Origin of the sequence: Sphingosinicella soli (assembly GCF_014199685.1) — a bacterium.
In the GTDB taxonomy this organism is placed as follows: Bacteria; Pseudomonadota; Alphaproteobacteria; order Sphingomonadales; family Sphingomonadaceae; genus Sphingosinicella; species Sphingosinicella soli.
In genome coordinates, this window is the sequence record NZ_JACHNZ010000007.1 from 49,388 (window position 1) to 73,923 (window position 24,536).

Here is a 24,536-nt window from a genome sequence, read left to right on the forward strand (position 1 = left end):
AGGCGGCGATGGCGACGGCATTCTCCTCCCCGCACGCAGCATCCGCTCCCGCCGCCGCTCCGGCTGCGGGAGCGAGGCTGAACGGCTGGCGGCTGGCGGCGTTCTCGTCCTTCGCCGTCCCCATCTATGCGGCGCAGATGCCGCTCGGCGTCTATCTGCCGGCGATCTATGCGCAGCACTACGGGCTGTCGCTGGCGACGCTCGGGCTCATCTTCCTCCTCGAACGGCTATGGGGCGCCGCCGCCGATCCGGTGATCGGCATCCTCAGCGACCGCACGCGCAGCCCCTTCGGCCGGCGTCGGCCTTGGATTGTCGCCGGCGCCGCGCTTTACGGCGTGGCGGCGATCCCGCTGTTCTTCCCGCCCGCCACGATCACGCCGCTCTATCTCGGCGTCACGCTGTTCGTCTTCTATCTCGGCTGGTCGATGATGCAGATTCCGTATCTCGCCTGGTCGGGGGAGATTTCGGGCCGCTATCACGAGCGCACGCGCGTCGCGACCTACGCGAGCGTCGCCGGGTCGAGCGCACTGCTGCTGGTGCTCGTACTGCCGACCATCGCCGATCAGCTGCGCCCCGGCGACGCCGAACTGAAGCTCGCGGCGTTTGGCGGTGTCGTCCTCGTCAGCCTCGTCATTTCGCTTGCGTTCGTGCTGCGGGCCTTCCCCGAAGCGCCGGCGCCGCGCGGTGTCACTGCGCGGGTTTCCTTTCGCGAAACGCTCGCCGCCATCCTCGGCGACCGGCTGCTGCTCCGCGTTATCGGCTCCGATTTCGCCGTCACCTTCGGCCAGCTCGTGCGCTCGACGCTCTTCGTCTTCTTCATCACCAGCTACATGGGCCTGCCGCAATGGGCGAGCGGCCTGTTCCTCCTCCAGTTCGTCTTCGGCATCGCCGCCGGCCCGATCTGGATGAAGATCGCGCTGCGCTACGGCAAGCACCGCACCGGCGTCGCCGGGGAGGTCGTGCAGGTCGTCATCAATCTCGGTCTGCTGCTGGTCACGCCGAACGCTTTCGGCCTGCTCATTGCGCTTACCGTGGCGCAGGGCTTGGCGCAGGGTTCGGGCAACCTGATGCTGCGCGCCATCGTCGCGGACGTCGCGGACAAGCACCGTCTCGATACCGGCGTCGATCGCACCGCGCTGTTCTTCTCGGTGTTCAGCCTTACCAGCAAGGCCGCGATGGCCGCAGCCGTCGGCATTGCCCTGCCGCTCGTCGCCTGGCTCGGCTTCCAGCCGTCGGGCGCGAATACGCCGCAGGCGCTGCATGGCCTGCTCCTCGTCTTCGCCCTCGGCCCGGCAGTGGCGCACGCGCTCTCCGCCTGGCTGATCCATGGTTTTCCGCTCGATGAATCCCGTCATTCCGAAATCCGCCGCGCGCTCGACGAGCGGGAGCGCGCGGCCTTCTCAACCGCTGTTCCTGCCGAATGAACACTCAAACCCAAGGAGACGTCCCATGACCGTACTGACCCACAACTTCGTCAACGCCCGCGCGGCCGAAAGCCCGCTGGAAATCGTCCCCGTCGCCGGCCGCATCGGCGCCGAGATTCGCGGCATCGCGCTTTCGGGCGATCTCGACGACATCACCATCGCCGCGATCCGCGCCGCGCTCGTCCGCCACAAGGTGATCTTCTTCCGCGACCAGTTCGATCTCGACGACGCGAAGCAGGAAGGCTTCGCCGGTCGCCTCGGCAAGCCGGTCGCGCACCCGACCGTGCCCGTCGCCGAAGGCTCGCGCTTCCTGCTCGAACTCGATTCGAAGGAAGGCTACGCCGCGTCGAGCTGGCACACCGACGTCACCTTCGTGGATGCCTATCCGGAAGCCTCGATTCTGCGCGCCATCACGATTCCGGAGGCTGGCGGCGACACGCTGTGGGCGAACGGTGTCACCGCCTATGAGGAACTTCCCGACAGCCTGAAGACGCTCGTCGACAATCTCTGGGCGCTGCATACCAACGATTACGACTATGCCGCCACGCTTGGCGGCGCCGACCGCAAGCGCATCGAGGAGCACCGCAATGTGTTCGCCTCCACGGTCTATGAAACAGAGCATCCCGTCGTGCGCGTCCACCCGGAAAGCGGCGAGCGTGCGCTGCTCGTCGGGCATTTCGTGAAGAGCTTCGTGGGGCTGAACAGCGCGGATTCGCAGCGGCTGTTCTCGATCCTGCAGGATCACATCACCAAGCCCGAAAATACCGTGCGCTGGCGCTGGCGCGCGGGCGACGTGGCGATCTGGGACAACCGTTCGACCCAGCACCGCGCCGTCGCCGATTTCGGCACGCAGCGCCGCACGCTGCGCCGCGCGACGATCCACGGCGAGGTGCCGGTCGCCATCGACGGCAGCCGCAGCCGCATCGTGAAACCGGAGCCGCAGCCGGCTCTGGTCGCCGCCGAATAGCTCCCGGGAGTCCTCCCCCTTCCCGGAAGATCGCCTCGGCCGCGCTCCGATCCCCCTTCCGGGGCGCGGCCAATTATCAAAAAAGGATTTCCCTCGGATGCGCCGCACCCTGTTGATCGTTGCAGCCCTCGTCGCGGGCGCTGTACCCGCGTTTGCCCAAACGCCGAAACGCCCCAACTTCCTCGTCATCGTCGCGGACGATCTCGGCTTCTCCGATATCGGTGCGTTCGGCGGCGAGATCGACACGCCGAACCTTGATGCGCTGTCGAAGTCGGGCGTGCGCTTCACCGGCTTCCACACCGCGCCGACCTGTTCGCCGACGCGCTCGATGCTGCTTTCGGGCACGGATAACCATCGCGCCGGTCTCGGCACGATGGCGGAGCTGATCGCGCCCAACCAGCGAGGCAAGCCGGGCCATGAAGGCTATCTCCGGCCCGAGGTCGCCTCGCTCGCGGAGCTGCTCGGCGCGAACGGCTACCGGACGCTTTATTCGGGCAAGTGGCACCTCGGTGTCACGCCGGAGCAGGATCCGCACGCGCGCGGCTTCCAGCACAGCTTCGCACTGCTGCAAGGGGGCCACAATCACTTCGGCCTCGGCGCCTCCGACGATCCCATCAAGGGCGCGACCTACACCGAACAGGGTCAGCGCCTGACGGGCGTTCCTTCCGATTTCTATTCGTCGGATTATTTCGCAGCGAAGCTCGTCCAGTATATCGGCGAGACGAAGGCGGGGCCGGAGGGCGACAAGCCGTTCTTCGCCTATCTTGCCTTCACCGCGCCGCACTGGCCGCTGCAGGCTCCCGCCGAGACCATCGCGAAGTATCGCGGCAAGTACGACGCCGGGTTCGAGGTGCTGCGCGAAGAGCGTCTGAAGCGGCAGGCGGAGCTTGGCCTTCGCGATCCCTCGAAGCCCGTTCACACCGCGACCTACCCGCGCCCGTGGGCGTCGCTCTCGGCGGAAGAGAAGCGCACCGCCGCGCGCGACATGGAGATCTACGCCGCGATGGTCGACCGGCTCGACAAGGCCGTCGGGCGCGTCGTCACGGAACTGAAGCGCACCGGCGAGTTCGACAACACCGTCATCGTCTTCCTCTCCGACAACGGCGCCGAGGCGCTGGACATCGCGACGAGCGAGATGGTCGGCATCAACCGCCTCGACGACAACGCCGACAACAGCTTCGAAAGCCGGGGCAGTGCCGAATCCTACATCGCCTACGGTCCCGGCTGGGCGCAGGCGGCTACGGCGCCGTCATGGCTCTACAAGGCCTATGCGACCGAAGGCGGCACACGCGTCGTCTCGTTCGTCTCGGGCAGGGGACTGAGCGCCCCGAAAGGCATCGCCGGCGCGTTCCTCTCGGTGGCCGACGTGGTGCCCACCTTCCTCGATCTCGCGGGCATCCCGAACCACAACGGCACGTTCAGGGGCAAGGCGGTGGAACCGATCCGCGGCAAGAGCTGGGTGCCCTACCTCACCGGCAGGGCTGACCGCGTCTATGGTCCGAACGATGCCTACGGCGTCGAACTGTTCGGCTCGCGCGCGCTCAGGCAGGGCGACTGGAAGATCACCGACATCGGCGACGGCCGCTGGCGGCTGTTCAACATCGCGGACGATCCCGCCGAAACGACCAACCTCGCCGCCGGCGAGCCGGAACGTCTCGCCCAGCTCACCGCGGCATGGGATGCCTATGCGAAGGACGTCGGCGTCATCCTGCCGGACCAGACGCTCTACCGGCCATGACCCCTTCGTTTCGTGCCCTGCTCGCCGCTGCGGCGCTCGCCATCCTGCCCGGAGGGAGCGCCGGTGGTGGCGTGCGCGCGGCCGAACCGCCCGGTTGCCCGCTGCCCGTCGACGACGAGCTGTGGGTGCCGGGCGGCAAGGTCCGCATCGGCACCGACAAGGCCTATGCCGAGGAAGGCCCCGCGCACGAGGTGACGCTGCGCGGCTTCTGGATTGACCGGCACGAGGTGACGAACCGGCAGTACGCCGCGTTCGTCGCCGCGACCGGCTACATCACCCGCGCGGAACGGGACGGCGGCTCCGTCGTCTTCCAGCCGCCGGGACCGGGCGAGGCGCCTGTGCATCCCGCCGAATGGTGGGCGTATGTGCGGGGCGCCGACTGGCGCCATCCGGAGGGCCCGGCAAGCGACATCGCGGGACGCGGCCAGCATCCCGTCGTCCACGTCGCTTACGAGGATGCCGCCGCCTATGCGAAATGGGCCCGCCGCGCGCTTCCCAGCGAAGAGCAGTTCGAGCATGCCGCGCGCGGCGGCGCGGCGGAATCGCTCGATCAGCCCGGAGCGGCGGACGCGAACACCTGGCAGGGGCGTTTCCCGATGGTCAACGACCGCAAGGACGGCCACGCCGCGCTCGCCCCGGTGGGATGCTTCAAGCCGAACCGCTACGGCCTCAACGACATGATCGGCAATGCGTGGGAATGGACGCGAAGCTGGTATCTACCGAGCCACCGCGCGCTGGTGATGGGTGAAGGCGCACCCGGCAACCCCAGTTTCGATCCCGCGCAGCCCGGCGCGCGCGTTCGCGTCATCAAGGGCGGCTCGTTCCTCTGCGCCCCCAACTACTGCGCCCGCTACCGTCCGGAGGCCCGCCACGCACAAGACGAAAACGCCGGCGCCTCACATCTCGGTTTCCGCACGATTCGACCGTGAAGATCGTACTTGGCATGGACCGAATCAGCGCGGCGCCATGCGGATGCCGCCGTCGAGGCGCACATCCTCGCCGTTGAAATAGCCGATGCTGATCATCGCGATCGCCAGCTTCGCATACTCTTCCGGTTCGCCGAGCCGCTTGGGGAACGGCACGGAGGCGGCAAGCGAGGCCTTCACGTTGTCGGGCGCGGCCTGCAGCAGCGGCGTGTTGAAGATGCCCGGCAGGATCGTGTTGACGCGGATGCCCTCGCTCATCAGGTCGCGCGCGATGGGAAGCGTCATGCCCACGACGCCGCCCTTCGATGCGGAATAGGCCGCCTGGCCGATCTGGCCGTCTTCGGCGGCCACGGACGCGGTGTTCACGATCGCGCCGCGTTCGCCGTCTTCCATCGGCTCCAGCGTCAGCATGCCTGCCGCCGACTTCGCGATGCAGCGGAACGTGCCGACAAGGTTGATCTGGATGACCTTGTTGAAGGCGTCGAGCGGGAAGTGCTTCAGATCGCCGGTCGCCTTGTCGCGGCTCGCCGTCTTGATCGCGTTGCCGATGCCCGCGCAGTTCACCAGGATGCGTTCCTGCCCGTGCGCGGCGCGCGCCTTCGCAAAGCCCGCGTCCACCGAATCGTCGCTGGTCACGTCGACATTGCAGAACACGCCCCCGATCTCGGCCGCGATCGCTTCGCCCTGCTCGGCATTCATGTCGAAAATGGCGACTTTCGCGCCTTCCTTGGCCAGCGCGCGCGCCGTTGCGGCGCCGAGGCCGGAAGCCGCGCCCGTCACGACCGCTGCGGTTCCTGCAAACTTCATTCCTGATCTCCCGTCAAAATGTCTGTCGCGCGCCTTCCTAACCGAAGCTGCGGCGGGGGCAACCTCTCCACATGCGAAGGGTCAATCGAGCTTCGGGGCGCTTGCCGGACCTTTTCTCGCCAGCACGGCCTCGCGGTAGGCCAGATAGATCGCGCTGCCGAGGATGATGGCGCCGCCGATCAGCGTGGTTGCGTCGGCGGGTTCGCCGAACAGCAGCGCGCCGATGGCGACCGTGATGCCGAAGCGCACGAAATCATACGGCATCACGGCGGTCGCCTCGGCGATGGCGAACGCCCGCACGGTGGCGGTCTGCGCGATCAGCGTGCCCGCACCGATGCCCAGGATATAAAGCCAGGCCACCCCCGAAGGCGTCGTCCAGAAGGCCAGCGCGACGAAGAATGTCGGCAGCACCGGCAGCGCGAAGCTCCAGAACACCACCGCCATCGGCCGCGCCAGCCCGACCAGGCGTTTGATGGCGATAATCGAAAACGCGATGGATCCGGCTGCGATGATCGCGGAAATGATGCCGGGTGTCAGCGGCTGCATGCCCGGCCGCAGCACGACCAGAATGCCCGCGAAGCCCACCAGAAGCGCGCCGACCCGCCGAGCGCGCAGCGTCTCGCCCAGAAACAGCGCGGCCCCGGCGGTTGCGAAGATGGGGGCGGCGAAGGTGATCGCCTGCACCGTCGCCATCGGCGCATTGGCGACGGCATAGAACATCGTGAACATGCCGATCACGCCGCTTGTCGATCGCACGGCATGGCTTTTCCAGCGGTTCGGCGATGCGATCGCGGGGTCGCGCAGCACGAGGGGCAGGATGAACATCAGCCCCGCGATGTTCCGCCAGAAGACGAGCGCGAAGGGATGAATGGTTTCGCTCGCCAGCCGGATGAACACCCATGCGGCCGAAAAGCCGACGGCGGCGACGAGTATCCATGCGGCGCCCGCAAGCGGACGGCTTGCGGTGTTACTTGAAGAGCGCGTCAAGCCGCTCCCCGTAGACCTGCTTGAGCACGTGCCGCCGGATTTTCATCGAGGGCGTCATCTGCTCGTTTTCCACGGTGAACGCCTCGTCGGCCACGATCACGCGGCGCACCTTTTCGATCACCGAAAGCTGGGCGTTCACGCGGTCGACCGCGACCGCGATGGCGCGGTGGAATTCGGGAATGCCCTTCAGCAGCGCAGGGTCGCCGGTGTGCCCGTTTGCCGCCGCCCATTCCGCCGCCCATTCCGGGTCCGGCACCACGAGCCCGACAAGATGCGGGCGTTTGTCGCCGTAAACCATCGCCTGCAGGATTTCGGGCTGCAGCGTCAGCATCCCTTCCACGCGCTGCGGCGCGACATTGTCGCCCTTGTCGTTGACGATGATGTCCTTCTTGCGGTCGGTGATCACGATGTGGCCGCTCTCGTCGATGTGGCCGATGTCGCCCGTGTGCAGCCAGCCGTCTTTCAGCACGCGCTGCGTTTCCGCCGGGTTCTGCCAGTATCCGTGCATCACCAGTTCTCCGCGCACCAGGATTTCACCGTCTTCGGCGATGCGCACCTCGACCGCCTTCAGCGGCGGGCCGACGCTGTGCATCTTCAGCTTCGCGCGCGGGCGGTTGCACGATATCACCGGCGCCGCTTCGGTCTGGCCGTAGCCCTGCAGCAGCGTGACGCCGAGCGCGGCGAAGAAGATGCCGACTTCGGGGTTGAGCGGCGCCCCGCCCGCCACCATCGCCTTCAGCCGTCCGCCGAGGCGGCCCTTCACTTTCTTGCGGATCGTGCGGTCGAGCAGCAGGTCGAGCGGCTTGTCGGTGATCGGAAGCCCGCCGTTCTCGTAGCGTTTCCGTCCCAGCCGCAGCGCCTGTTCCAGCATCCACACGGCTGCCCGGCCCTGCTTTTCGATCGCCTTCGACATGCGCTGGCGCAGCACCTCGAACAGGCGCGGCACCACCACCATGATCGTCGGACGCGTTTCCTCGATGTTGGCGGCGAGCTTTTCCAGCCCTTCCGAATAATAGATCTCGGCGCCGAGCGCGATCGGCAGGAATTGCCCGCCGGTATGCTCATAGGCGTGGCTCAGCGGCAGGAACGACAGGAAGGTCTCCGTGCCTTTCGGGAAGTCGTTCCACAGAATGTCCTCGCAGCCGGCAAGGTTGCACAGGATCGCGCCGTGATGCTGGCAGACGCCGCGCGGCGCGCCGCCGGTGCCGCTCGTGTAGATGATGCACGCCATGTCGCCGCGCTGCATCGTGGCGCCCGCGCGCACGGCGGCGATGTCGCCGGTGTGCGCCGCCATCAGGTCGGCCCAGTCGATCAGTTCGGCGCCGCTCGCCTGTCCGATGCGCAGCTTTTCCATGCCGATCACCTGCTTGCATGCGGTGGATCGGTAAACGGCGGGCAGCAGCACCTTGGCGAGCTTCGCGTTGGAAACGATCGCCGCCTTCGCGCCGCTGTTTTCCAGGATGTGAAGGTGGTCACGCTCCGTATTGGTCGTATAGGTCGGCACCGTGATCGCGCCCGCCGCCATGATCGCCAGATCGGCGATGCACCACTCGGGCCGGTTCTCGCTCACCAGCACGACGCGGTCGCCCTTGCCGATGCCGCGCGCGTTCAGCGCCGTCGCCAGCGTCGCCACCTGCTGGGCGGCCTCGGCCCAGGTCGTCGTTCGCCATGCGCCCTCCGCCTTGGCGTGCAGCATGGCGCGCTTTCCGCGCCGGCTCGCCTGATCGAAGAACATCTCGACGAGGTTGGGCCAGGTCTCCGCTGTTTGCTCTGCGGTCTGCATCGCTTCGTCTCCTCCCCGTTCGGCTATAGTCCGGCGACCGCGCCCTCGCTGCGCGGGTCGGCGCCGCCGATCCATCCCGTTGATTTTCTTTGCACGCCGTTCGCCTTCAGCGGCAGTTTCGCCGCGAGCGGCTTGTGTCCCTTGGCCGAAAGCGCCGGGATCATCGTTTCCAGCCGCGATCCCGCCTCCACCGTGAAACGGTCGCCGGGCGCATAAAGCTGGGGCAGCGCAATGGCGTCCTGCACGTCCATCTCCCAGTCGAGCACGCCGATCAGCGCCTTCGCCACCTGCGCGATGATCGTCGATCCGCCCGCCGCGCCGATCGCCAGCACGGGTTTGCCCGAAGCGTCGTAAACGATCGTGGGCGCCATCGAACTGCGCGGCCGCTTGCCCGGCTGCACGCGGTTCGGCGCGGGTTTGCCGTCCACCTCCGGCCGCATGGAAAAGTCGGTGAGTTCGTTGTTGAGGAAGAAGCCGTTCACCGTCAGCCCGCTGCCCCACGTCCCCTCGATGGTGGAGGTGTAGCTCGCGACGTCGCCTTGCCGGTCGGCGGCCGAGAAATGCGAGGTGGAGGGAACTTCACCGTCCGGAACGCGCGCCACGTCGCCCGCGCCGGGCGGGGTTCCCGCCTCGACGCGCGCTGCGGCCTGTGCCGGTTCGATGAGCGCGCTGCGCGCCGAAAGATAGGCGGGATCGATCAGGCCGGCGGTGGGCACGGACACGAAATCGGGATCGCCCAGATATGCTTCGCGGTCGGCATAGGCGAGCCGCATGCTTTCGGCGATCAGGTGCCAGCTTTCCGGGCTTTGCGGGCCGAGCGCCTTCAGATCGAAGCGTTCGAGCTGCTTCAGGATGGCAAGCACGGTGGTGCCGCCCGACGACGGCGGCGCCATGCCGCACACGCGCCACGTGCGATAGGTGCCGCACACGGGGTCGCGCCACACCGCTTTGTAGCTCGCAAGATCTCCGGCGCTCATCGCCTGGGGGTTTCTGGGCGCGCTGGCCACGGCGTTGACGAGCCGCGCGGCCTCTGCGCCCCGATAGAAGGCGTCCGCTCCGCCTTCGGCCAGCTTTTCCAGAAAGCGGGCAAGCATGGGGTTCCGGATCGTTTCGCCCGCAGCGCGCGGCGTATCGTCGGCATTGAAGAAGGTCGCCTTCGCCCATTCGGTCATCCCGGCGTGCTGCGCGCGGGCTGCCAGCATCTCGTGCAGCCGGGGGCTCATCTCGAAACCGTCCCGCGCCAGCCGGATCGCCGGCTCGAACAGTTTCGTCCACGGCAGGCGGCCGAAGCGTGCGTGCGCCATCGCCATCAGGCGGATGTTGCCGGGCACGCCGACGCTTTTGCCGCCGGGGACCGCGTCCCGAAACGGCAGAGGCGTCCCGTCTTCCTGCAGGAACATCGTCGGCGTTGCCGCCCTGGGCGCGGTTTCGCGCCCGTCGATCGTGTAGAGCTTGTCGCTTTCGGCGTCGTGGTAGAGCAGGAATCCGCCGCCGCCGATGCCCGAAGACTGGGGCTCCACGACGGTCAGCGCCAGCATCACGGCAAGCGCCGCGTCCGCCGCGCTGCCGCCCGCCGCCAGCATTTCCTTGCCCGCCTCCGCCGCCAGCGGGTGCGCGGCGGACACGACGCTGCTGTAAACAGGCGCGTCCTCGAACACGGGCGGCGGCAAGGCTGCGGTCGGCGCGGGTGCCTGCGTCGCGCAGGAAGCGAGGCCGAGGAGAAGTGCGCCTGTCGCGGCGCGGGCGGTCATATGCTTAAACACCCGGACGTCATAGGACGCCGGAGCGCGTGCGGGCAAGGCTTCTAGGGTGTGTGAGGGATTCAGTTCAGGGCGGAGCGAAAATGGTGGATTTCGAGAACCGGAGCGGAGCGTACTAAAGGTACGTGAGCACCGGAAGCGCAGAAAGCCGCCGTTTGCAGCCCGTCCTGGGCTGAATCCGCACACACCCTAGGCGTCCGCGCCTACGGCTTGCGAAACACGCTCGAAGCCGTCCGCCCGCAGATGCGCGGCAAGTCCCGCCTTGATCGCGCCGACGAGACCCGGCCCCTGATAGACGAGCGCGGTGTAGAGCTGGATGAGGCTCGCCCCCGCGCGGATCTTCGCATAGGCGTCGTCGGCGCTCGCGATTCCGCCGACACCGATCAGCGGCACCGCGCCGACGGTCGCCTGCCGGAACGCCCGCAGCACTTCGGTCGATCGCCGCATCAGCGGCCGGCCCGAAAGCCCGCCCGCCTCGGCGGCGTGGCGGTTCTTCAGCGTTTCGGGGCGCGCCGTCGTGGTGTTTGAAACGACGAGCCCGTCGATCCCCGCCGCCACCACCGCAACCGCGATGTCGCCGATGTCGGCGTCCGTCACGTCGGGCGCGATCTTCAGGAAGATCGGCGTCTTGCGATGGCCCCGCGCTTCGGTGATGCGGCCGAGCAGCGCGGAGAGTTCATCCTTCGATTGCAGTGCCCGCAGGCCCGGCGTGTTGGGCGAGCTGATGTTGACCGTGATGTAATCCACGAAGGGCGCGGCATGCTCCACCGAAAGCGCATAATCGGCGATGCGGTCGCGCGAGTCCTTGTTGGCCCCCACGTTCAGCCCGGTCACGCCGCGCGGGCCCCGGTGCCAGGCGCGCTCCTTGAACTTGTCGAGCGCCTGTTCGAGGCCGTTGTTGTTGAAGCCGAGCCGGTTGATGACGGCCTGGTCTTCCGTCAGGCGGAACATGCGCGGCTTGGGGTTGCCCGGCTGGGGCAGCGGCGTCACCGTTCCGGCCTCCACGAATCCGAAGCCGAGCCGCAGCAGAGCGTTCAGCGCCTCGGCGTCCTTGTCGAAGCCCGCCGCGATGCCCACGGGATTCGAAAAGCGCAGCCCCGCGACGGTCGTGCGCAGGCTGGGCGGGTCTTCGGGGATTCGCGAGGGCGGCATTGCGCCGAGCAGCCGCAGCGACAGGCGGTGCGCGCGTTCGGCGTCGAGCTTGAAAAGGACAGGGCGAACCAGCCCGTAAGGGATCTGCATATCATAGAGCCTTAGCGCAGCGACCGGCCCGTGGTCAAAAGGAAGCGCGCGGCCCCGGCGGTGAATATGCGACTCGCAAAGCGTGCCGTGCGCCTTCGGCTTTCGAAGGCGGGGGCCGCATCCATAAACCCATGGTTCGAAACACAAAGCCCGCCCGATGTCGGATTCGTACAATCCACCCACGGGGCCGGTCGGTAGGTTCCGCCTCGCGACTCAGGGGACGTCCTTTCTTCCGGCACCAGCAGGCCGGAATGAACACGACCCTCACTTTCAGGCCCGGGCGTTTCAATGCGCCCGGGCCTTTTTTTTCGTCGCACGTCGTTTTTGCGAACGGCTCACAACATTTTGACGGGGCTTTGACGGAGCCTGCCTAAACGCAGCGCTGCGACCCAAGGGTTCGTCTCCTATGCCCTCAAAGGCATCTACGGCCCCGACTGACGGGGGGTCCGCTCCAACCCGGATCCCCCCTTTTTTTGCCGGTCGCGAACTGCGACTCGCAGGGCGCGCGAAGCTTTGATATCTGTGTCGAAACTTTCGGCTCAGGCAGGGTGCACGAAAGGTCGGTCGCGGTTTCATGTTCTCGATGCGCTATTACTCACCCGCGCCGCCGCTGCGACGGCTGCTGTCGAGCTATTATGTCGTGGAAATCGGGCCGGGCCGCATCACCGACGTGATGCGCGCGGAGCTTCCCAACGTGCGCTTCGTGATTCGCGGTCATTCGGATCTCACCTGGCCCGGCGGCATCGTCCGGCGCGGCTACGACGCCAGCGTGTTCGGCCCGCGCAGCCTGCCGCTCGGCATGGTGCTCGAAGGCCCGGCGCTGGTTTTCGGCGCGGGCATCATGCCCGATGGCTGGACGCGCTTTTTCGGCATCGATTCCGATGAACTCGCCGATGAAATGCTGCCGCTGGAAGATCTCGCCCCCGGCGCCCGCTCGGTGCTCTGCCGCATGCAGAACGGCACGTCGGACAAAGCGCTCGTGGCCGCCGCCGACGCCTTTTTCCTGTCGCTGGCACGCCGCCGCCCGGTACGCGACGACGCCGGGTTCGGGATGCTGGTCGAAAACTGGCTGGTGCGCGGCAGCCCCGGCGGGATCGATCAGCTGATCGCAGCGTCCGATCGGTCGGCGCGGCAGGTCGAGCGCCTGTGCCGCCGCACCTACGGCGCGCCGCCCAAGCTGCTGTTGCGCAAATACCGGGCGCTGCGCTCGGCCGTCGGGATCAGTCTCGATCCCGATGCGCGCTGGATGGATATCGCGGGCGACGATTTCTACGACCAGTCGCACTTCATCCGCGAATTCCGTACCTTCGTGGGCATGACACCCACGCAGTTCGCCGCAAACGGCGCTGCGGTGATGAGTCACAGCATCCGCCTGCGCCGCCAGCTTCCGACGCTTCCCAGGCTGTCGCTGGTCAGCTAGAGCGACCTCGCCGCTTGACTTGGGCGCGGCGCGCCCCACATAAGCCGGACCGATTTTGTCTGATTTAGCGCCGGAGCGTCCGTGATCCGTCTGACCAACCTTGCCGACTATGCCGTCGTCGTGATGACGGCCGCCGCGCGTGTGCCGGACCGGCGCTTTTCCGCAGCCGAGCTTGCCGCCGAAACCGGCGTTCCGGCGCCCACGGCGGCGAAGCTCGCGGGCATACTGGCGCGTGCGGGCCTGCTCGAATCGGCGCGCGGCGTCACCGGGGGCGTTCAGCTCGGGCGCGCACCGGCGGAGATCAGCATCGCCGATATCGTCGAGGCGGTGGACGGACCCATCGCGATCGCCCAGTGCCTGCACGACAAGCATTCGGATTGTGCGCTCGAATCGAGCTGCGCGGTGCGCCCGCACTGGCCGCTCATCAACACCCGCGTGCGCGATGCGCTCGCCGACGTCACCCTCGCCGCGATCCTCGCCGCCGAGCCCGTGAGGGAGCCCGCCTGATGGCCGCGAACGAACAGGCCGTGGCGATGGCCAAGGAGCAGTCCAAATACAAATGGGGCTTCTCGTCCGACATCGAATCCGATTTCGCGCCCAAGGGCCTGAATGAAGACACCGTCCGTTTCATTTCGGCCAAGAAGGCCGAGCCGGAATGGATGCTCGAATGGCGGCTGAAGGCGTTCCGCCTGTGGCTGGGCATGGAAAACCCGGACTGGGCGAAGCTCTCGATTCCCCCGATCGATTATCAGGACGCTTTCTACTACGCCTCGCCGCGCAAGAAGCCGACGCTGAAGTCGCTGGACGAACTCGATCCCGAGATCCTGCTCACCTACCAGAAGCTCGGCATCCCGATCGAGGAGCAGAAGGTGCTCGCGGGCGTCGAGGGCGCCCGCAAGGTCGCCGTCGACGCGGTGTTCGATTCGGTCTCCGTCGCCACCACCTTCCGCGAGGAATTGAAGCGCGCGGGCGTCATCTTCCTGTCGATCAGCGAGGCGATCCGCGAATATCCGGATCTCGTGAAGAAATATCTCGGCGCGGTCGTCCCCGTGCGCGACAATTTCTTCGCCTGCCTCAACAGCGCGGTCTTCTCGGACGGCACCTTCGTCTACATCCCCGAAGGCGTCCGCTGCCCGATGGAGCTGTCGACCTATTTCCGCATCAACGCGGAAAACACCGGCCAGTTCGAACGCACGCTCATCATCGCCGAGAAGGGGTCGTACGTCTCCTACCTCGAAGGCTGCACCGCGCCGCAGCGCGACGAGAACCAGCTCCACGCCGCCGTCGTCGAGCTGGTCGCGCTCGAAGATGCGGAGATCAAATATTCCACCGTCCAGAACTGGTATCCCGGCGACGAGAACGGCAAGGGCGGCATCTACAATTTCGTCACCAAGCGCGCGCACTGCCGGGGCGACCGCTCCAAGGTCTCGTGGACTCAGGTGGAAACCGGCTCGGCGATCACCTGGAAGTATCCGTCCTGCGTGCTTTCGGGGAAGGACAGCGTCGGCGAGTTCTATTCGGTCGCGCTCACCAACAACATGCAGCAGGCTGATACCGGCACGAAGATGATCCATCTCGGCGCGGGTTCGCGCTCCACGATCATCTCGAAGGGCATCTCGGCGGGCCGCTCGAACAACACCTACCGAGGCCTCGTCCGCGTCGGCCCCTCGGCCGAAGGCGTGCGCAACTTCACGCAGTGCGACAGCCTGCTGCTCGGCAGCGAATGTGGCGCGCACACCGTCCCCTACATCGAGGTGAAGAACCCCAGCGCGCAGATCGAGCACGAGGCGACGACCAGCAAGATCAGCGACGACCAGCTCTTCTACGCCCAGTCCCGCGGCCTCGACCGCGAAGCGGCGGTCGCCCTCATCGTCAACGGTTTCGCGAAGGAGGTGCTCCAGCAGCTCCCCATGGAATTCGCCGTGGAGGCACAGAAACTCCTCGGTATTTCGCTCGAAGGTTCGGTTGGATGATTGACCTCCGGGATGAGGCACGCCGCTTGAACACCCCTCCCCTTCAGGGGAGGGGTCGGGGGTGGGGCGTCTCCGCCGAACGCCTCGCCCGCAATCAAACACACGCCCGCGCCATGCGCGCCGACCCCACCGGCCCGGAAGCGCGCCTGTGGGCGCACCTCTCCCTCTCGCAGCTCGGCGGCTACAAGTTCCGCCGTCAGGCACTGATCGGCACGGCCATCGCGGACTTCCTCTGCCCGCAGAAGGGCCTGATCGTGGAGGTGGACGGCGACACGCATGTCGATCCCGCCGCTGATGCGCGCCGAGATGCCCGCCTCGCGGCCCTCGGCTACCGCGTCGTCCGCATCAGCAACGACGACGTGTTACGCAGTATTGACGCTGTGCTCGAACACCTCCTGCACATTCTGGATACCACGGCGGATCGCCGGACGCCCCACCCCAACCCCTCCCCTGAAGAGGAGGGGCTTGAAACATCTCTCCCCTCCTCTTCAGGGGAGGGGCCGGGGGTGGGGCGGCCCCGCATGACGCGACAGTCACGAAACAGCGCAGCCGCTGCAAAGCCCCTCACGAAAAGCTAGGCATATGCTCAAAATCGAAAACCTCCACGCCAATGTCGGCGACAAGGAAATCCTCAAGGGGCTGACGCTCGAAGTCGGCGCCGGTGAGGTCCATGCCATCATGGGTCCGAACGGCTCGGGCAAGTCGACGCTCGGCTACGTGCTTGCAGGCCGCGAGGGCTACGAAGCGACCTCGGGCTCCGCAACATTCGACGGCAAGGATCTCCTCGCCCTCGATCCGCACGAGCGCGCCGCCGCCGGTTTCTTCCTCGGGCTGCAGTACCCCGTTGAAATCCCCGGCGTTTCCAACCTCAACTTCCTGCGCACCGCGCTCAACGCCCAGCGTAAACTGCGCGGCGAGGCGGACATGTCGGCCGCCGATTTCATGCGCCTTGCGCGCACCGAGGCGGATGCCTTCGATCTCACCATGGATCACATGAAGCGCGGCGTGAACGTCGGCTTCTCGGGCGGCGAGAAGAAGCGCAACGAGATGGTGCAGATGGCGTTGCTCGCCCCGAAGTTCGCGGTGCTCGACGAGACCGATTCGGGCCTCGACATCGATGCGCTGAAAGTCGTCGCGGGCGGCATCAACCGGCTTCGCTCGCCGCAGCGCGCGTTCCTGCTCATCACGCACTACCAGCGCCTGCTCGACTATGTGAAGCCCGACAAGGTGCACGTCCTCTCCGGCGGCCGCATCGTCCGCTCCGGCGGGCCGGAGCTGGCGCACGCGCTTGAGCGTGAGGGCTACGGAGAGCTGGCGGCGTGACCTTGTTCCCTGTTTCTCTCATTCGCCATGCTGAACGTGTTTCAGCATCCATACGGCAGTGCGACCGCGCCGGCGCATGGACCCTGAAACAAGTTCAGGGTGACGGAGAAAAACTGTGAGCACCGCACTCCCCACCCGCCGCGACGAAGCCTGGCGCTACAGCGACCTCGAAGCGCTCGGCGAAGTCTGGCCCGCCGGTGTCCAGTCCGAAACGATCACCGTTGCCGCAGGAGAAACCCGCGCGCTCACGCTCGTGGCGGATGCCGCGCAGCCCGTGTCGGTGCGCGACTGGGCCGTCACCATCGCAGACGGCGCCCGTCTCGACATCCACATCCTCAACCTCGGCGCGCGCTACGGCCGCATCGCGCTCGATGTCACGCTCGGCGAGGGCGCGCATTTCGAACTCGGCGCCGCGCAGGTCGCGGGCGGCAAGACCACGCTCGAAATCGTCACCCACGTCCGCCACGCCGCCCCCGGCGCCACCAGCCGCCAGACCGTGCGCACCGTGCTCGCGAGCCAAGCCACCGGCACCTATCTCGGCAAGGTCGCGGTCGATCGCGGCGCGCAGAAAACCGATGCCGGGCAGTCGGTGAAGGCGATGCTGCTCGATCGCACCGCCACCGCCAACGCCAAGCCCGAGCTTGAAATCTTCGCCGACGACGTGAAGTGCGCGCACGGCGCCACGGTCGGCGAGCTGGACGCGACGCAGTATTTCTACCTGACGAGCCGGGGCCTGCCGCCCGCCGAGGCCAGAGGGCTTCTGCTGCAGGCCTTCCTCGCCGATGCCTTCGCGGGCATGGACGACGCCGGTGCGCGCGAAACGCTCGAAGCCGCCGCGCTCCAGGCGCTGGAGCGGATCGCATGAACGCGCTCGCGCCGATCACCGCCTCGCGCCGCGCCGATTTCCCCGGTATCGCCGACTGGTCCTACCTCGATACCGCCGCGACCGCGCAGAAGCCGCAGGCCGTGATCGATGCGATCGCGTCAGCCTACGGCCCCGAATACGCCACCGTGCACCGCGGCGTCTACGCGCGCTCGGCAGCGATGACCGAGCGTTTCGAGGCGGCGCGCAATACCGCCGCGTGCTTCATCAACGCCTCCAGCCCGAATGAGATCGTCTTCGTGCGCGGCGCAACGGAAGCCATCAACCTCGTCGCGCAAACCTGGGGCATGGGCCTCAAGGCCGGCGACCGCATCCTGCTCTCGCGGCTGGAGCATCATTCGAACATCGTGCCGTGGCAGCTCCTGCGGGACCGCACCGGCATCGAGATCGACGTCGCGCCGCTCACCGCCGACCACCGCATCGATGAAGACGCGCTGGAGGCGATGCTCACCCCCGCGCACAGGCTCGTCGCCGTCGCGCACGTTTCGAACGTGCTCGGCTCGGTGGCGGACATCGCCCGCATCGCCCGCGCCGCGCACGCTGTCGGCGCGAAGCTGCTCGTCGACGGCTGTCAGGCGGTGCCGCGCATGGGCGTGGACGTGCAGGCGCTCGGCGCCGATTTCTACGCCTTTTCGGGCCACAAGCTCTACGGCCCCACCGGCATCGGCGTGCTGTGGGCGCGCGGCGATATCCTTTTGGCGATGCCGCCGTGGCAGGGCGGCGGCTCGATGATCGAGACGGTGACGTTCGAGAAGACCACCTACGCGCCCGCGCCGACGCGTTTCGAGGCGGGAACGCCGCATATCGTCGGCGCCGTCGGCCTCGCCGCCGCGATGGATTACGTGTCTGCGATCGGTCTCGATGCCATCGACGCGCACGAACGCCACCTCGCGGGGATCGCGCGCGCGGAGCTGCGCAAGGTCAATTCGCTGCGTCTCTTCGGGCCGGAAGATTCGAGCGGAATCGTCAGTTTCGCGATGGAGGGGGTTCATCCCCACGACATCGGCACCATATTGGATGAAGAAGGCGTCGCCATCCGCGCCGGGCATCACTGCGCCCAGCCGCTTATGGATGTGCTCGGCGTACCGGCGACGGCGCGCGCCAGTTTCGGCGTTTACAACGATGAAAGCGATGTCGAGCGACTGCTTCGCGGCATCGCGCGGGTGAAGAGGATTTTCGGATGAGCGAGGAAACGCGGTCTTACACAGTCGAAAGCATCGACGCCGCGCCTCCGGTGCCGGAGCGGCCCGTGCTTGAGCAGGTGCAGCGCAAGGCGGATTATCTGGAGGGCTTTCTCAGCCAGAAACCCGCCGCGCCGGACCCCGGCAGCCCGGGCGGCACTGTCTACGATCAGGTCATCCAGGCGCTGCGCGAGATTTACGATCCCGAAATACCGGTGAACATCTACGATCTCGGCCTCATCTACGGCGTCGATATCGTGGACGACCACGCCGTCGTCACCATGACGCTCACGACGCCGCACTGTCCGGTCGCCGAATCGATGCCCGCCGAGGTGGAAATCCGCGTCGGCAGCGTGCCGGGCGTCGGCTCGGCGGAGGTCAACCTCGTCTGGGATCCGCCGTGGGATCCGCAGAAGATGTCCGACGAGGCAAAGCTGGAGCTTGGAATGCTATGAGCACGATCGTCCGAGAACGCCCCGCGCCCATCGCGCTCACCGAAAACGCCGACGCGCGCATCGCCGCGATGATGGCGCGCGCGCCCGAAGGCACGCTCGGCGTGCGCCTGTCGACGCCCCGGCGCGGCTGTTCGGGGCTTGCCTACAGCATCGATTACGTCACCGAGGCGAAGCCCGGCGACGAGCGTATCGAAACGCCCGGCGGCACCTTGTTCGTCGACGGCGGCTCACTGCTTTACCTGATCGGCAGCCGCATGGACTGGAAGGAAGACGATTTCGCCGCAGGCTTCGTCTTCGAAAACCCCAATGCCAAGGGCAGCTGCGGCTGCGGCGAGAGCTTCACGGTCTGAAGTTCGGCCCGGCCCGGCCCGGCTCGGGATCGGGATCGGGCGCGGGCCGAACCGGATCGTCAGGCCGCCTGCGCAAGCCCCTCTGCACCGAGTTTCCTGAGTTCATCGGCCGCAGCGGCGAGCGATTCCGTGCGCGCTTCAGGCGAAATCGCCAGGCGTTCGGCGCGGACGAAAACAATGTCGGTGATGCCGATGAAGTTCAGCATGGCGCGGATGTGCGGCTCCTGCGCGTCGAGCGCCGTTGCACCCCCTTCGCCGTAGAAACCGCCGCGCGTCTCGACGACGATCGCACGCTTGCCGGTCAGGTGCCCTACAGGGCCTTCCGCCGTGTAGTGGAAGGTCACGCCTGCGCGCAGCACGCGGTCGAACCAGCTTTTCAGGTTGGATGTGATGCCGAAATTGTACATCGGCGCGCCGATCACGACGACGTCGGCGGCCTGAAGCTCGGCGATCAGCGCGTCGGAAAGCGCGCGCTCTGCGGTTGCCTCCGGGCTGTCCGCGCCGCTGAACCCGCCGAGCGTCGCACCTGAAAGATGCGGCAACGGGTCGGCGCCGAGATCGCGAACCGTAACGCTCGCGCCTGGTCTGGCGGCGTCCAGAAAGTGGCCTACCAGGCCGCGCGATGCGGATGCGTCGCCGAGTACGCTGCTTTGAACGACAAGAATATTCTGCATGGGTCTGGTCCTTGATCTCGATTGCAGCGCTTTAGCTAATGTGCGACCCGTGTTGCCGATAGCGCAGCAATGCGAACACCGGAGTTGCATGAAATGGAACAGACGAGCGACCTTTCGGATATCGCGGCGCTGGTCGCGGTCGTCGAAACCGGCAGCTTCAGCCGCGCCGCCGAGCGTCTCGGCATTTCGAAGTCGATCGTCAGCCGCCGCGTCGCGCGGCTCGAAGCCGCGCTCGGCGCGCGCCTTCTCACCCGCAGCGCGCAGGGCGCGCGTCCCACCGATGTCGGCGCGGACTATTTTGCGCGCGTGCGCGAAGCGATCACGGGGCTTGAAGCGGCGCGCGAGGCGGTGGCCTCCGCGATGGCCGAGATCGCCGGGCCGATCCGCCTGTCCGCGCCGCTTTCGTTCGGCCTTGCCCATCTGGCGCCCGCGCTCGCGGAGTTCGCGGCCGCCCACCCGCGCGTCGAGTTCGACATCAGCTTCGACGACCGCCGCGCGGACATCATCGGCGAAGGGCTCGATCTTGCCGTCCGCATCGGCCAGCTCGCCGATTCGACGCTCATTGCGCGCAAGCTCGCGCCGATCCGCGCCGTCGCGATCGCAAGCCCCGCCTATCTCGCGCGCATGGGAACGCCCTCGCATCCGCGCGACATCGCGGATCACGATGTGCTTCAATACGCGAACGTCGCGCCTTCGGAAGCGTGGCGGTTCGAAATCGACGGGCGCGGCGAATTTGTGAAGGGCCGCACGCGCCTGCGCGCGAACAGCGGCGAGATGCTGCTCACGGCCGTGGAAGCGGGCCTCGGCATCGCCATGCTGCCGGCCTTCATTGCCTCGCCGGCCATCACCCGCGGGTCCGTGGTGATCGTGCTCGATGAATGGACGCGCAGCGAAACCGGGCTCTACGCCGTCATGCCGCCGGGTCGCAGCGCGACGGCGCGGGTACGCGCGCTCGTCGAATTCCTCGCCGCCCGTTTCGGCCCCGAGCCGACATGGGATCCGTGCTGGCTGGCGATGAAGGCGCAAACCGAAAAACGGCTTTCCAAATAGGATTGCCCGTGGGAAGCCCGTGTGCTGTTCTTTGAAGCGCCGGGGCCTCGTGCGGAAAGTTGAGAACCGGTTTTTTGCGCAAAAAACGCTGCGGACCCCTACGACCGACACGCGGGCCTGCTTGCCCTTTCTTGGCGTAACCTTTGTAACCTTGGGACTGCGCTAGCCTCGGCCCTGACCGCGCCAGCGATGGATGGTGCGGGTCAGGATACCGGCCTCGTCGCCTTCCTCGGTCCAGAGCTGGCTGAAAAGCGGATCGTCCGACGCCGGGCGAAGCTGCGGCGCAAGATCGTCGAGCCGGACGCGGATGGGGATCGAAACGCCCTCGCCGCAGATGATGCATTCGCGGTTGCGCAGCGCCGGGATCGAATCGAGGAAGCCGCGCGCGCCTTCCGGCATGGCGTTGCGCACATACATCTGATCGCGTTCGTTGTTGAGGCGCATGGCGATGATCGTGCCGCACTGCGAGAGCACGCCTTCGGCAAGGTCCGACGGACGCTGCGTGATGAGCCCCAGGGAAACGCCGTATTTGCGGCCCTCCTTGGCGATGCGTTCCAGAACCTTGCGAACCGCGACGCCCTTCGTCTCGCGGTCGGACGGCACATAGCGGTGCGCCTCTTCGCAGACGAGCAGGATCGGGCGCTGCGGCTCGCGCCGTGCCCAGATCGCATAGTCGAACACCATGCGCGCCAGCACGGCGACCACCACGGTCACGATGTCGGAGGGCACGCCCGACAGGTCGACGATCGAGATCGGCTTGCCTTCCGCCGGAAGCCGGAAGATCTTGGAAAGGAAGGGCGCCATCGAGTCCGAAACGAGCAGGCCGTTGAACATGAAGGCGTAGCGCGGGTCGCTCTTCAGCTCCTCGATCTTGCTCTTCAGCCGCATGTAGGGGCCAAGGTCGCTTGCCTTGTCGAGTTTGCCCATCTGCGCCTGGATCGCGCCGAGCAGGTCGGAAAGCAGGTAGGGCACCGGCGAATCGACCGTCATCTTGCCGAGCGATTCGGCGATGCGGCTCTTGGAGCGCGCGGCGAGCAGGCACTTGGCCAGCACGTCCATGTCCCGCTCGCGCTCGGAACCGTCGGTGGTGATGAAGACCTCGCAGTGCTCCTCGAAGTTCATCAGCCAGTATGGAAGGTTGAGGTTGTCGACGTTGAAGATCATGCCGTTCGAGCTGAACGCGGCGGCATATTCGCCGTGCGGATCGAGCATCATGATGTGGCCTTTGGGCGCCTTTTCAATGATGCGGTGCAGGATGAGCGCTGCGCTCGTGGATTTGCCGGTGCCGGTCGATCCGAGCAGCGCGAAGTGCTTGCCGAGCATGGCGTCGATCAGCAGCGCGCCGCGCACATCCTCGGTCGGGTACACGGTCCCGATCTCGATGTGGGGCCGGTCCTCGGCGGCGAACACCAGCACGAGATCGGCGCGCGAGACGGTGAAGACGTCGTCGCCGGGAACGGGATAGCGCGTCACGCCGCGGCGGAACGCCTTCATCGATCCGGTGGCGGGGTCTTCGGGCCCTTCGCCGAGGAAGTCGATGCACGAAAGAATGACGCCGCTTGCGTCGTCCATGCGCATGTCACGGACGTTGCCGAGCAGCCACAGCTCGCCCACGCGCATCTTCACCTGGCTGCCCACCTGCCCCGACATCGCGACGGTGGCGTCCTCGTGGCCGGCGATCGCCTTCAGCTGCGCGGGGTCGAGGCTGCAGATGGCGGAACCGCCGGCAATCTCGCGAACGCGGCCGATCACGCAGGTGCTCGGCAGGCTTGCGACCTTTTCAGGCTGCATGAAGACGTTGTGATCATCAACCGGCGAGGGCGTGACCGGCATGAACGATTGATCCAAGACGCTTTCCTTCACTGCGACAGGGCTTTGCCGCAATGTCGTAGCAACGAAGGGATAAAGAAGCGTTTATCGCCGCGTGAACAGCCCGGCGAGCCATCCGAGCAGCAGCGCCAGCGCAACGGCGAGCAGCCCGTAGGAGAAGCTGTGCTCCTCGGCGGCGACCGAGACCTGCCGCTCGAAGCCCGATTTGTCGATGCTGATTTCGCGCATCGCGCTCGCCACCACATTGCCGTCGTCGATCAGGTGGATTTCAACCGTATAATTGCCGACGGGAACCTGGCTGGGGATCTGGATCCGGGCGCGATAGAGCACGTTTTCCGTCAGCTCGACCCCTTGCGCCGCGTCCGCATACAGGCCTTCGCGGCGGCGAAGGCTCAGGAACCCCTGCTCGAAGGTCCGGATTTCGTCGGTGTCTCCGGAAATCGGAGACAGCTGCAGATGCGACAGGCCGAGTTCGTAGATCGCCGCCGTCTCGTCGTCGACGAGTTCCGAGATCGGCCGCGTCGTCGCCACGCTGTAGAACGACGGCGCGGTCTCGAAGCGTACCGAGCGGGTGTTGATCCAGATGCCCGCGACGCGCGCCTTGCGCCGCACCGTCGCGGCCTCCGGCGGTCCGCGCACGATCACGGCGATGTCCGGGCGTTCGTCGGGGGTCTGGCCGTCGGGATACTGGATGGCGCCGAAGATCAGCAGTTCCGCGCCCGCGAAGCTGTAGACGATATCGATCTTGCTGTGGCTGATATCGGTAATCAGCCGGGGCGGGGCGGCGGCCGACAGCAGCAGAAACAGCACGGGCAGAAACAGCCGCTTCATTCGGCATAGACCGAATAAAGCTCGCCCGGTGTCCATGTCAGCCCGACAAGCAGGCGGATCGCGACCGCAACCACGAGCACGGCGAGTGCGAAGCGCAGTTTTTCAGGCGGCAGCCGCTGCGCCACGCGCGCCCCGATCTGCGCCCCGATGACGCCGCCGATCAGCAGCATCAGCGCGAGCACGATATCGACCGTCTTGGACTGAACGGCATGCAGCAATGTGATTACCGAGGTGGTGAACACGATCTGGAACAGCGAGGTGCCGACCACCACCGAAACCGACATGCCGAGCAGGTAAATCATCGCCGGCACCATGATGAAGCCGCCGCCGATGCCCATGATGAAGGTGAGGATGCCGACCAGTACACCGATGCCGAACGGTGCCAGCGGCGAAATGTAGAGGCCGGATTTGTAGAAGCGCATCTTCCAGGGCAGCGCCGAGATGAGTGGGATGTGGGGATGCAGCTTCACGCGGCGGATTTCCCCGGTGCGCGCACGCCGGAGCGTCTGCCACGACTCCACGAGCATCAAACCGCCCATCGTCGAGAGGAACACGACGTAGATCAGCGAGATGGAGATATCGATCTGGCCGATCTTCTGGAGCAGCTTGAAAAGATACGAGCCGATCCCCGACCCCACGATGCCGCCGGCCACCAGTACGGCGCCCATTTTCGGATCGACACCGCCGCGCCGCCAGTGCGCGAGCGCGCCCGATACGCTCGATCCCGTGATCTGCGTTGCGGAAGAGGCGACGGCGACTGCGGGCGGAATCCCGTAGAAGATCAGCATCGGTGTGGTCAGGAACCCCCCGCCGACGCCGAACATGCCGGACATGAAACCGACCAGAACACCGAAACCCACGATGACCAGCGCATTGACGCTGAGTTCGGCGATGGGAAGGTAGATGTCCATGCTGTCCTGACTAACCCGTCG

Annotated in this window: 23 protein-coding genes; 14 read left to right on the plus strand and 9 right to left on the minus strand. The window is 66.7% G+C overall.

Annotated elements, in window-relative coordinates; all coding sequences use genetic code 11:
- Window positions 1-8: 8 nt before the first annotated feature.
- The 4 genes from GGQ98_RS04330 (at window position 9) to GGQ98_RS04345 (ending at window position 5,058) form a co-directional block, all read left to right on the plus strand.
- Window positions 9-1,424 (plus strand): MFS transporter, encoded by a 1,416-nt coding sequence (locus GGQ98_RS04330; protein ID WP_184065655.1) that lies wholly within the window; start codon window positions 9-11, stop codon window positions 1,422-1,424.
- Window positions 1,425-1,449: 25 nt separating this feature from the next.
- Window positions 1,450-2,391 carry a TauD/TfdA dioxygenase family protein gene (locus GGQ98_RS04335; RefSeq protein WP_184065658.1) on the plus strand — a complete coding sequence of 314 codons (942 nt, stop codon included), beginning with the start codon at window positions 1,450-1,452 and terminating at the stop codon, window positions 2,389-2,391.
- Window positions 2,392-2,488: 97 nt separating this feature from the next.
- Window positions 2,489-4,129 (plus strand): arylsulfatase, encoded by a 1,641-nt coding sequence (locus tag GGQ98_RS04340; RefSeq protein ID WP_184065662.1) that lies wholly within the window; start codon window positions 2,489-2,491, stop codon window positions 4,127-4,129.
- Complete coding sequence (locus tag GGQ98_RS04345) at window positions 4,126-5,058, plus strand: formylglycine-generating enzyme family protein (protein ID WP_184065665.1); 933 nt, start codon at window positions 4,126-4,128, stop codon at window positions 5,056-5,058. The genes GGQ98_RS04340 and GGQ98_RS04345 overlap by 4 nt, the downstream gene beginning before the upstream one ends.
- A gap of 24 nt (window positions 5,059-5,082) precedes the next feature.
- Here the strand turns inward: GGQ98_RS04345 and GGQ98_RS04350 are convergent, their stop codons facing one another.
- From GGQ98_RS04350 to GGQ98_RS04370, 5 genes are all read right to left on the minus strand, one after another.
- Entirely contained in the window at window positions 5,083-5,862 is a 780-nt protein-coding gene (locus GGQ98_RS04350; RefSeq protein WP_184065668.1) for an SDR family NAD(P)-dependent oxidoreductase, read from the minus strand.
- An 81-nt stretch (window positions 5,863-5,943) separates the two neighbouring features.
- Window positions 5,944-6,849, minus strand: coding sequence for a DMT family transporter (locus GGQ98_RS04355; protein WP_184065671.1), 906 nt, complete (start codon window positions 6,847-6,849; stop codon window positions 5,944-5,946).
- Complete coding sequence (locus GGQ98_RS04360) at window positions 6,830-8,632, minus strand: AMP-dependent synthetase/ligase (protein ID WP_184065674.1); 1,803 nt, start codon at window positions 8,630-8,632, stop codon at window positions 6,830-6,832. The genes GGQ98_RS04355 and GGQ98_RS04360 overlap by 20 nt, the downstream gene beginning before the upstream one ends.
- A gap of 23 nt (window positions 8,633-8,655) precedes the next feature.
- Window positions 8,656-10,383, minus strand: coding sequence for a gamma-glutamyltransferase (gene ggt / locus GGQ98_RS04365; RefSeq protein WP_184065677.1), 1,728 nt, complete (start codon window positions 10,381-10,383; stop codon window positions 8,656-8,658).
- Between the two features lie 198 nt (window positions 10,384-10,581).
- Window positions 10,582-11,634: a quinone-dependent dihydroorotate dehydrogenase gene (locus GGQ98_RS04370; RefSeq protein ID WP_184065679.1), complete on the minus strand. Its 1,053-nt coding sequence runs from the start codon at window positions 11,632-11,634 to the stop codon at window positions 10,582-10,584.
- 583 nt (window positions 11,635-12,217) lie between these two features.
- Here GGQ98_RS04370 and GGQ98_RS04375 point away from each other — a divergent pair.
- From GGQ98_RS04375 to GGQ98_RS04415, 9 genes are all read left to right on the plus strand, one after another.
- On the plus strand, window positions 12,218-13,054 hold the full coding sequence (locus GGQ98_RS04375) for a helix-turn-helix domain-containing protein (RefSeq protein ID WP_184065682.1): 837 nt from the start codon (window positions 12,218-12,220) through the stop codon (window positions 13,052-13,054).
- Between the two features lie 81 nt (window positions 13,055-13,135).
- Window positions 13,136-13,561 (plus strand): SUF system Fe-S cluster assembly regulator, encoded by a 426-nt coding sequence (locus GGQ98_RS04380; protein WP_341534130.1) that lies wholly within the window; start codon window positions 13,136-13,138, stop codon window positions 13,559-13,561.
- A complete protein-coding gene (gene sufB / locus GGQ98_RS04385) occupies window positions 13,561-15,027 on the plus strand; it encodes a Fe-S cluster assembly protein SufB (protein WP_184065685.1) in 1,467 nt (488 codons plus the stop codon). The genes GGQ98_RS04380 and sufB overlap by 1 nt, the downstream gene beginning before the upstream one ends.
- A gap of 26 nt (window positions 15,028-15,053) precedes the next feature.
- Window positions 15,054-15,605, plus strand: coding sequence for an endonuclease domain-containing protein (locus GGQ98_RS04390; protein ID WP_243451691.1), 552 nt, complete (start codon window positions 15,054-15,056; stop codon window positions 15,603-15,605).
- A 4-nt stretch (window positions 15,606-15,609) separates the two neighbouring features.
- A complete protein-coding gene (gene sufC, locus GGQ98_RS04395; RefSeq protein WP_184065691.1) occupies window positions 15,610-16,350 on the plus strand; it encodes a Fe-S cluster assembly ATPase SufC in 741 nt (246 codons plus the stop codon).
- 115 nt (window positions 16,351-16,465) lie between these two features.
- Window positions 16,466-17,215, plus strand: coding sequence for a SufD family Fe-S cluster assembly protein (locus GGQ98_RS04400; protein WP_184065694.1), 750 nt, complete (start codon window positions 16,466-16,468; stop codon window positions 17,213-17,215).
- Window positions 17,212-18,417, plus strand: coding sequence for a cysteine desulfurase (locus tag GGQ98_RS04405; protein ID WP_184065696.1), 1,206 nt, complete (start codon window positions 17,212-17,214; stop codon window positions 18,415-18,417). Before GGQ98_RS04400 ends, GGQ98_RS04405 begins: the two co-directional genes overlap by 4 nt.
- Window positions 18,414-18,869 (plus strand): SUF system Fe-S cluster assembly protein, encoded by a 456-nt coding sequence (locus GGQ98_RS04410; RefSeq protein WP_184065701.1) that lies wholly within the window; start codon window positions 18,414-18,416, stop codon window positions 18,867-18,869. Before GGQ98_RS04405 ends, GGQ98_RS04410 begins: the two co-directional genes overlap by 4 nt.
- Window positions 18,866-19,219 carry a HesB/IscA family protein gene (locus GGQ98_RS04415; protein WP_184065704.1) on the plus strand — a complete coding sequence of 118 codons (354 nt, stop codon included), beginning with the start codon at window positions 18,866-18,868 and terminating at the stop codon, window positions 19,217-19,219. Before GGQ98_RS04410 ends, GGQ98_RS04415 begins: the two co-directional genes overlap by 4 nt.
- Window positions 19,220-19,278: 59 nt before the next feature.
- Here GGQ98_RS04415 and GGQ98_RS04420 read toward each other — a convergent pair whose 3' ends face one another.
- Window positions 19,279-19,893, minus strand: a complete 615-nt coding sequence (locus tag GGQ98_RS04420) for an FMN-dependent NADH-azoreductase (protein WP_184065707.1) — start codon at window positions 19,891-19,893, stop codon at window positions 19,279-19,281.
- 93 nt (window positions 19,894-19,986) lie between these two features.
- Between GGQ98_RS04420 and GGQ98_RS04425 the strand changes: the two genes are divergently transcribed.
- Window positions 19,987-20,943, plus strand: a complete 957-nt coding sequence (locus GGQ98_RS04425) for a LysR family transcriptional regulator (RefSeq protein ID WP_184065710.1) — start codon at window positions 19,987-19,989, stop codon at window positions 20,941-20,943.
- 162 nt (window positions 20,944-21,105) lie between these two features.
- On the opposite strand, the gene GGQ98_RS04430 is transcribed toward GGQ98_RS04425, so the two are convergent.
- The 3 genes from GGQ98_RS04430 to GGQ98_RS04440 form a co-directional block, all read right to left on the minus strand.
- Complete coding sequence (locus tag GGQ98_RS04430) at window positions 21,106-22,734, minus strand: ATP-binding protein (protein WP_243451696.1); 1,629 nt, start codon at window positions 22,732-22,734, stop codon at window positions 21,106-21,108.
- Window positions 22,735-22,857: 123 nt separating this feature from the next.
- The gene (locus GGQ98_RS04435) at window positions 22,858-23,604 is read right to left on the minus strand and encodes a TIGR02186 family protein (protein ID WP_184065713.1); all 747 of its coding nucleotides are present in this window, start codon (window positions 23,602-23,604) and stop codon (window positions 22,858-22,860) included.
- Window positions 23,601-24,515 carry a sulfite exporter TauE/SafE family protein gene (locus GGQ98_RS04440; RefSeq protein ID WP_184065715.1) on the minus strand — a complete coding sequence of 305 codons (915 nt, stop codon included), beginning with the start codon at window positions 24,513-24,515 and terminating at the stop codon, window positions 23,601-23,603. The genes GGQ98_RS04435 and GGQ98_RS04440 overlap by 4 nt, the downstream gene beginning before the upstream one ends.
- Window positions 24,516-24,536 lie beyond the last annotated feature (21 nt).

Bases quoted from the DNA above. Each gene is read 5' to 3' on its own strand.
- GGQ98_RS04330 (WP_184065655.1), top strand. From the start codon at position 9: ATGGCGACGGCATTCTCCTCCCCGCACGCAGCATCCGCTCCCGCCGCC.
- GGQ98_RS04335 (WP_184065658.1), top strand. From the start codon at position 1,450: ATGACCGTACTGACCCACAACTTCGTCAACGCCCGCGCGGCCGAAAGC.
- GGQ98_RS04340 (WP_184065662.1), top strand. From the start codon at position 2,489: ATGCGCCGCACCCTGTTGATCGTTGCAGCCCTCGTCGCGGGCGCTGTA.
- GGQ98_RS04345 (WP_184065665.1), top strand. From the start codon at position 4,126: ATGACCCCTTCGTTTCGTGCCCTGCTCGCCGCTGCGGCGCTCGCCATC.
- GGQ98_RS04350 (WP_184065668.1), bottom strand. From the start codon at position 5,862: ATGAAGTTTGCAGGAACCGCAGCGGTCGTGACGGGCGCGGCTTCCGGC.
- GGQ98_RS04360 (WP_184065674.1), bottom strand. From the start codon at position 8,632: ATGCAGACCGCAGAGCAAACAGCGGAGACCTGGCCCAACCTCGTCGAG.
- ggt (WP_184065677.1), bottom strand. From the start codon at position 10,383: ATGACCGCCCGCGCCGCGACAGGCGCACTTCTCCTCGGCCTCGCTTCC.
- GGQ98_RS04370 (WP_184065679.1), bottom strand. From the start codon at position 11,634: ATGCAGATCCCTTACGGGCTGGTTCGCCCTGTCCTTTTCAAGCTCGAC.
- GGQ98_RS04375 (WP_184065682.1), top strand. From the start codon at position 12,218: ATGCGCTATTACTCACCCGCGCCGCCGCTGCGACGGCTGCTGTCGAGC.
- sufB (WP_184065685.1), top strand. From the start codon at position 13,561: ATGGCCGCGAACGAACAGGCCGTGGCGATGGCCAAGGAGCAGTCCAAA.
- sufC (WP_184065691.1), top strand. From the start codon at position 15,610: ATGCTCAAAATCGAAAACCTCCACGCCAATGTCGGCGACAAGGAAATC.
- GGQ98_RS04405 (WP_184065696.1), top strand. From the start codon at position 17,212: ATGAACGCGCTCGCGCCGATCACCGCCTCGCGCCGCGCCGATTTCCCC.
- GGQ98_RS04410 (WP_184065701.1), top strand. From the start codon at position 18,414: ATGAGCGAGGAAACGCGGTCTTACACAGTCGAAAGCATCGACGCCGCG.
- GGQ98_RS04415 (WP_184065704.1), top strand. From the start codon at position 18,866: ATGAGCACGATCGTCCGAGAACGCCCCGCGCCCATCGCGCTCACCGAA.
- GGQ98_RS04420 (WP_184065707.1), bottom strand. From the start codon at position 19,893: ATGCAGAATATTCTTGTCGTTCAAAGCAGCGTACTCGGCGACGCATCC.
- GGQ98_RS04425 (WP_184065710.1), top strand. From the start codon at position 19,987: ATGGAACAGACGAGCGACCTTTCGGATATCGCGGCGCTGGTCGCGGTC.
- GGQ98_RS04430 (WP_243451696.1), bottom strand. From the start codon at position 22,734: ATGCAGCCTGAAAAGGTCGCAAGCCTGCCGAGCACCTGCGTGATCGGC.
- GGQ98_RS04435 (WP_184065713.1), bottom strand. From the start codon at position 23,604: ATGAAGCGGCTGTTTCTGCCCGTGCTGTTTCTGCTGCTGTCGGCCGCC.
- GGQ98_RS04440 (WP_184065715.1), bottom strand. From the start codon at position 24,515: ATGGACATCTACCTTCCCATCGCCGAACTCAGCGTCAATGCGCTGGTC.